This is a genomic window from Haladaptatus sp., assembly GCF_049589095.1.
Lineage (GTDB): Archaea > Halobacteriota > Halobacteria > Halobacteriales > Haladaptataceae > Haladaptatus.
Genome location: NZ_JBAWAC010000658.1, coordinates 1 through 5764 on the forward strand (window position 1 = coordinate 1; position 5764 = coordinate 5764).

Sequence of the window (5764 nt, forward strand, 5' to 3'; positions counted from 1 at the left end):
GGGAACGTTGAAACGATGACGACGGAAGCCGACGCGTTGCTGGACGACATCGACGACAGAGTGTCGGAGGTGCGCGCTCAGTTGGAAGACAGCCCCGAGGACGTCGAAACGGCGGAGCGCTCGCCATCGACGGACGGTCCCAAAAGTGAAACCGATACCGCAGCGGTGACCGAGTTAGAGCGTGAAATCGAAGAAACGCAGGCCGTCGTGGAAGCCAAACGCGCACGAATCGTGGCGTTTCGAGAGTTAGCGGACGGCTACGGGTCCCTCGCCGATGACCTCCGCTCCGAGGTGGACGACGGACGCGAAGCGTTGGACCGTGTCGTCCGGTTCGAGGCCGACACGGACGCGCCGGTGTACTTCGACGACCGGCAGACGGTGTACGAGGCCACCACGTCGGAGGAATCGGGGGAAGAGTAACCGCCCGTGGTCACGTGAACTGTTTTCGGTGCGAGAGAGTCGTCGAACGGATGAATTCTCTCGCGGATTTTATATTTATTTTGAGTACCTAATAGAAGGATAAAAGCGGGTGGGCGAACAAAGATGATGCAATGTCGCTACATGACCAACGGCAATACAATGGCTATTTTCCAAGTCGGCAACACAAGTACGTAGCGATCGCCATGTTCACCGTCGTTGGATTTTGGGGCTACTGGACATTTGTGCGCGGCGTCGTCTTCGCAACGATGTATGTCGTTGCGTTCGGTTTGTTCGGGATTTTGTTCGTACTACTTTGGGAGTGATCGACGGCAGTCGCGCCGAGCGGAACGCGAGTCCCCCAACGCGTCGAATAACCACCCTCTCAGGCGACTTCGGTCCGGATTTTTCCGTCCTCCAACCGAACGACCGTGTCGAACCGCGGTTGCAGTTGCATGTCGTGGCTGATGACCACGAGCGCGGTTTCGGCCGTTTCCTGCAGTCGGAACAATAGATCGAGCACCTGCGTGGTCGTGTCGGGGTCAAGTTGGCCGGTCGGTTCGTCGGCAAGCACGATGGCGGGGCGGTTCGCCAGCGCGCGGGCGATGGCGACGCGCTGTTTTTCCCCGCCCGAGAGCGTCGCGGGATACTGGTCCGCGCGGTCCTCGATCTCAAGTCTGGAAAAGAGCGTTTCGAGCCACTCCTCGTCCCGCGTTCCGGTGTGGTCCTGCGGGAGGGCGGCGTTCTCCCACGCGGTCAAATCCTCGATGAGCTGAAAGTCCTGGAAGATGAAGCCGAGCGTCTCACGGCGCAACTTGGCGCGCTTTCGTTCGGGGAGTTCGGCGGTGTCCTCGCCGCGGATGCTGACCGTCCCGCTCGTCGGCGTGTCGAGCAGGCCGAGTACGTTGAACAGCGTCGTCTTCCCCGCCCCGCTCGGTCCCTGTACGAGGAGTTGGGCGTCCGTCGGAATCGAGAGCGACACGTCCTCGATAACGTCCCGTCCCCCCCGAACGACACGGACTGAATCCGCGTCCAGCACGGTTTCGGTCATGGTATCACCCCTACAATCGTTCCCCCCTACTTTCTTCCGGTTCGATTGGGGTCGTTCCGCGCTGAACCGCCGTCGGTTCGGAGACGAGGTAGGGCATCGCCGCGATGAGGACGCTCAGACACATCAACACCAGCGCGCTCCCGGCCGCGAGCAGGAGAATCGGGAGCGGAATCTGCGGCGAGAGTCGAACGCCGAAGACGGTGAACAACCCGGCGACGGCGAGGAGTCGTAACGTCAACAGCGCGGCGATGATGGCGACGATGATGGCCGGAATCGAGAGACGACAAGCGTCGGTAAGCAGGATTCGAACCAACCGCAACCGGTTCGCGCCAGTCGCTCGATAGACGCCGACGGCGCGGCGGCGCGCGTGGACGGCCTGCGCGAACGTCGCCGTCGTCCCGCCGACCGCGGTCAATCCGGCCAGCACGACCATCACCACCAAGAGGAGGTTGAAGTTCCCGAACACGCCACGGACTGCCCCGCCGATCCCGGATCCGCTGGAGTAGTCGGTGTTTCGGGCGAGCGTCGAGAACGTCCGACTATCGCCGTGGACGGTGAACGAATCCGTCGCGATCGTTCGGCCGTCGGTGACCACTCGAACCGAGTAGTTACCCGGCGACAACATATCGTTCGTGCCGGATGCGGCCGTTCCGGAAGCGTCGGCGGTTCCCCCGAGTTGCCTCGTCGTGACGACCGACTCGTAGGGTGGAATCGAAACCTCCCGCGTCACCGTGGTCGTCGGCGTGACGAACGAGATGTTTCGCGTAATCGGTTGACTCCACGGATTGAACAGGACGATATTCGCGGTCGGGTGTGACATGGTGCTCACGTCCGTCGAGGTGACGTCGACGGTTCCCATCGGCGAACGTGCCGCACCCGAAGCGACGGTAATCGACGACCTGTTCACCCGATTCCCCTTCTCGACGGTCAGATTGTAGGTGCCTTCCCGACCCGGCAGATGGACGAGCGCGATACCTTCCTCGTTCGTCGTCGTGGTTCGGTCCCCGATTCGAACCGTCGCGCCCGAGACGTTCGCACCGCTTTCCGTTCGAACAGGTACCGCCATCGTTCCGTTTGGCGGTGCCTGTGACGGCAGGGAAGGAACCGCCAATGGAGAATGACGGTACACGTCCACGGACTGCGTGTACGAACCGACTCGAAGCATCCGACTTCCGACCGTCGAGGCCGAGACGTTCATCCGCACCGTACGCTCCTCGCCGCCGCCGAGCGTGACGGTTCGGGATTTCGAGGTGGAACCGAATCTGGCCGTCAGTGTCCGGGTTTGTGCCGTCGAACGGGCGTTCCTGATATCGATTCTGATCGGTATTCGATGTCCACGAATGGCGGAATTGGGAGCGGAAACGCTGCTGACGATGATGTCGGGGGAGTCCGATTGGGACCGCGAGAGACGTGAACCCTCTCCCTTCGTCCGGATGAACTGGACGGTTCCGGGGTCCGTCGAGAGGTCGTGTGCGGTCGAGAGCGGCACGATCAGTTGGTCGTCCCCTATCCCGTCCGCCGTGAACTCCCCGGTTATCGTGACCTGCGTGAACGCGGGCGAGGACGCACCGCCGAGGGTGACCGAGTCACCGACACCGAGACCCAACGTTCGCGCGAGGTCGCGGCCGATGACGGCTTCGTACTTGTGTTTCGGTGGACGACCCGCGACGAGGGTCGCGTCCGACACCGCCGCGAACGAACGCCAGTCCGCCCCGCGTGCCAAATACGGTTGCCCGTTCCGGACCTGAACGACGATGATTTCGGGACTGGCCTTCACGCCTTGGTTCCGAAGCAAGTCCGCGTATCCGGCGTCGATCCTGCTCGCCATCGGGTACGGTGCGCCGGGTTCGGTGATCGTCCCGCCAGACGTCTTCGCGAGCGGCGCGAGGACGCCCACCAGCGACCCGACGAGGAGGACGACGAGGACGAAGATGGTGAGTATCGTCGCCGCCGGAACGACCGCCCGCCAGCGGAGGACGGTCGTATCGACCAGCGTTCGCAATCGCTGCATCGGCCGTTTACCGGTTCGTTTCGGCTTCGAAACCGGAGTGTACGCCTGTTTGAGTCGGGACGGGGGCGTGATCGTCGCCGGGCGAACCGCGAGAACGCCCGCGCCGGTACCGGCGAACAACAGGACGGCGAGACCCGGAACGATGATGCGGAGCACGGCCGGACTCACCGTCGGTGCGAGCGAAATCCGGAGGCCGACGATGATCGCGGCGTTGACGACGGCGCTCGTGACGATGACGCCGAGCGCGTAGCCGAGCGCGATTCCGACCACCGTGAGCAAGCCTGCACGGACGCCGAAGGTCACCAGCAGTCTTCGCGGCGTTCCTCCCGTCGCACGGACGACTTCGATGGCGTCCAGTCGGTCGCGAACGCTCATTCGGGTGACGTTGTAGACGACCACGAGGACGAGGACGCCGCCGCCGAGGACGGCCAACCCCAACAGGGAAACCACGCCCTGCATTCCGGCGATGAAGTACCGATAGAGTCCGGGCGTGATGATCCTCGTTCCCGAACGAAGCCGATCCCCCCCGTTCGACGCGGACGTCGTGTGGACGACGTACGCGTCCGTCGTTCCCAACGACCGGACCGTGGCTGGCTTGCCGATGTACCACGAGCGCGGGAAGACGGACTTTTCGGTCGAAGTCGGGGCGACCGAAACGGTCTCGGTGTGATTGGTTCCGACGAAGCGTTGCTGTGTCCAGCCTCCGACCGGACCGGCGAACGTCGCGTTCGACGGTGGCTGTGGAAACCGCGCTTCCCGCCACGAGACGGAGACCTTTTTCAGAACGGTCGGCGCGTCCGGTGGCACGCCGACGACGTACTCGGTCGTCCCGTTCCGCTTCACGGCGGCGACCGGGAGGACGATGTCGTCGTTCGTGGCCACGGAATCCGCCGCGGCAACCGAATCGTAGTGGGTGACATCCATCGAGTCGTTGAACCCCGACGAAATCGCCGAGGTCTGGGTGTTCGCGGCGACCAGCAACAGCGTCGTCCCGACGAGAAAGGCAGTCGCTACCGCGATGATGACGATGGTCAGTCTGTCACGACGTGACCACTGCGTACAGAGTTTCCACCGATACCCCATTCGAAACCCGTCGTTCGTGGTGTTATCCTGAGCGCAAAGGGTATTGGCCGCCTACGAATCGGAAACGGGTTCGTATCGATCCGTCGTCCGCGTCAGCCCTCGACAACTGATGTATCAACGAGTGTTTTACGTGGTTCTCACCGATTGTGTGGTATGGACACCGGCGAACTCAAAGCGGTCCTCGAAAGTGCGGGGTTGTCCCAGTATCAGGCGAACGCGTACGTGACCCTCCTCGAACACGGGTCGGCGTCCGCCAGCGACCTCGCCGACGCCAGCGGCGTTCCGGGACCGCGAATCTACGACGTGCTGCGGGATTTGGAGGACGAGGGGTACGTGGTAACCTACGAGCAGGATAGACTGTATGCACGGGCGACCGACCCGGAAGAGGCGCTTTCGGGATTACGGGCGCAAATCAACCAGTACGAAACCGCCGCCGATGAGATCCAGCATCGATGGCAGGAACCGGACTCGAACGACCACGAGATCACGCTCATCCGGCGATTTCGAACGGTGTTGGACCGCGCTCGTGCCGACATCGAGACCGCCGAGCGGCATGTCCAACTCGCCGTCGCGCCGGAGCAGTTCCTCGAACTGCGGCCGCTCCTCGCCGACGCCCACGACCGTGGCGTCTACATCCAAATCTCGCTCTACGTTCCGCCGGACAAGGACCTGCCGTTCGAGAAATCGGCCTTCGAGGGAACGTGCACCGAGGCGCGACGCCGCGAACTCCAGAACGCGTTTTTCCTGCTGACCGACCGGACGCGACTCTGCTTTGCGCCACACGTCGATTCGTCGCGGGAGTACGGGGTGCTCGCCCAGGACCGGGACACGGCGTACGTGTTTCACTGGTTCTTCCTGACGTGCCTGTGGGAAGTGTACCCTCCCATCCACGTCGACCGTGACGACACGCCGCCGTTCGTCTTCGTGGCGATACGCGAATGCATCCGGTTCATCGAACCGTTGCTGTCCGATGGTGCCACGATTGCCGCCAGTGTTGAAGGTTACCACACCGGGTCGGGTCGGGAACGAACCCTTTCGGGGACGATTACGGGCGTCGATATTACAGGTGAAGGCGACCGCGATGGTCCGATAACGCTCGCCCAACTGGCGGGCCGGGCGTCGTTCGTCCTCGAAACCGACGAGGGTAGCTTCACCATCGGCGGCGAAGGGGCGGTGATCGAGGATATCGGTGCGGATCGAAT

General features: G+C 63.0%; 4 protein-coding genes. 2 read left to right on the top strand and 2 right to left on the bottom strand.

Annotation, left to right across the window (positions count from 1 at the left end):
* On the top strand, window positions 1-420 hold a 420-nt coding region (locus WBV42_RS20690), incomplete at its 5' end, for a hypothetical protein (protein WP_423987711.1).
* Between the two features lie 382 nt (window positions 421-802).
* Here the strand turns inward: WBV42_RS20690 and WBV42_RS20695 are convergent.
* Window positions 803-1468 (bottom strand): ABC transporter ATP-binding protein, encoded by a 666-nt coding sequence (locus tag WBV42_RS20695; protein WP_423987712.1) that lies wholly within the window; start codon window positions 1466-1468, stop codon window positions 803-805.
* A gap of 10 nt (window positions 1469-1478) precedes the next feature.
* Complete coding sequence (locus WBV42_RS20700; protein WP_423987713.1) at window positions 1479-4562, bottom strand: FtsX-like permease family protein; 3084 nt, start codon at window positions 4560-4562, stop codon at window positions 1479-1481.
* A 153-nt stretch (window positions 4563-4715) separates the two neighbouring features.
* Here WBV42_RS20700 and WBV42_RS20705 point away from each other — a divergent pair.
* Window positions 4716-5764 (top strand): TrmB family transcriptional regulator (locus WBV42_RS20705; protein WP_423987714.1); only part of this gene is annotated, 1049 nt, incomplete at its 3' end.

Coding starts and splice junctions, on each gene's coding strand:
- WBV42_RS20700 (WP_423987713.1), bottom strand. CDS start 4,562: ATGGGGTATCGGTGGAAACTCTGTACGCAGTGGTCACGTCGTGACAGA.
- WBV42_RS20695 (WP_423987712.1), bottom strand. CDS start 1,468: ATGACCGAAACCGTGCTGGACGCGGATTCAGTCCGTGTCGTTCGGGGG.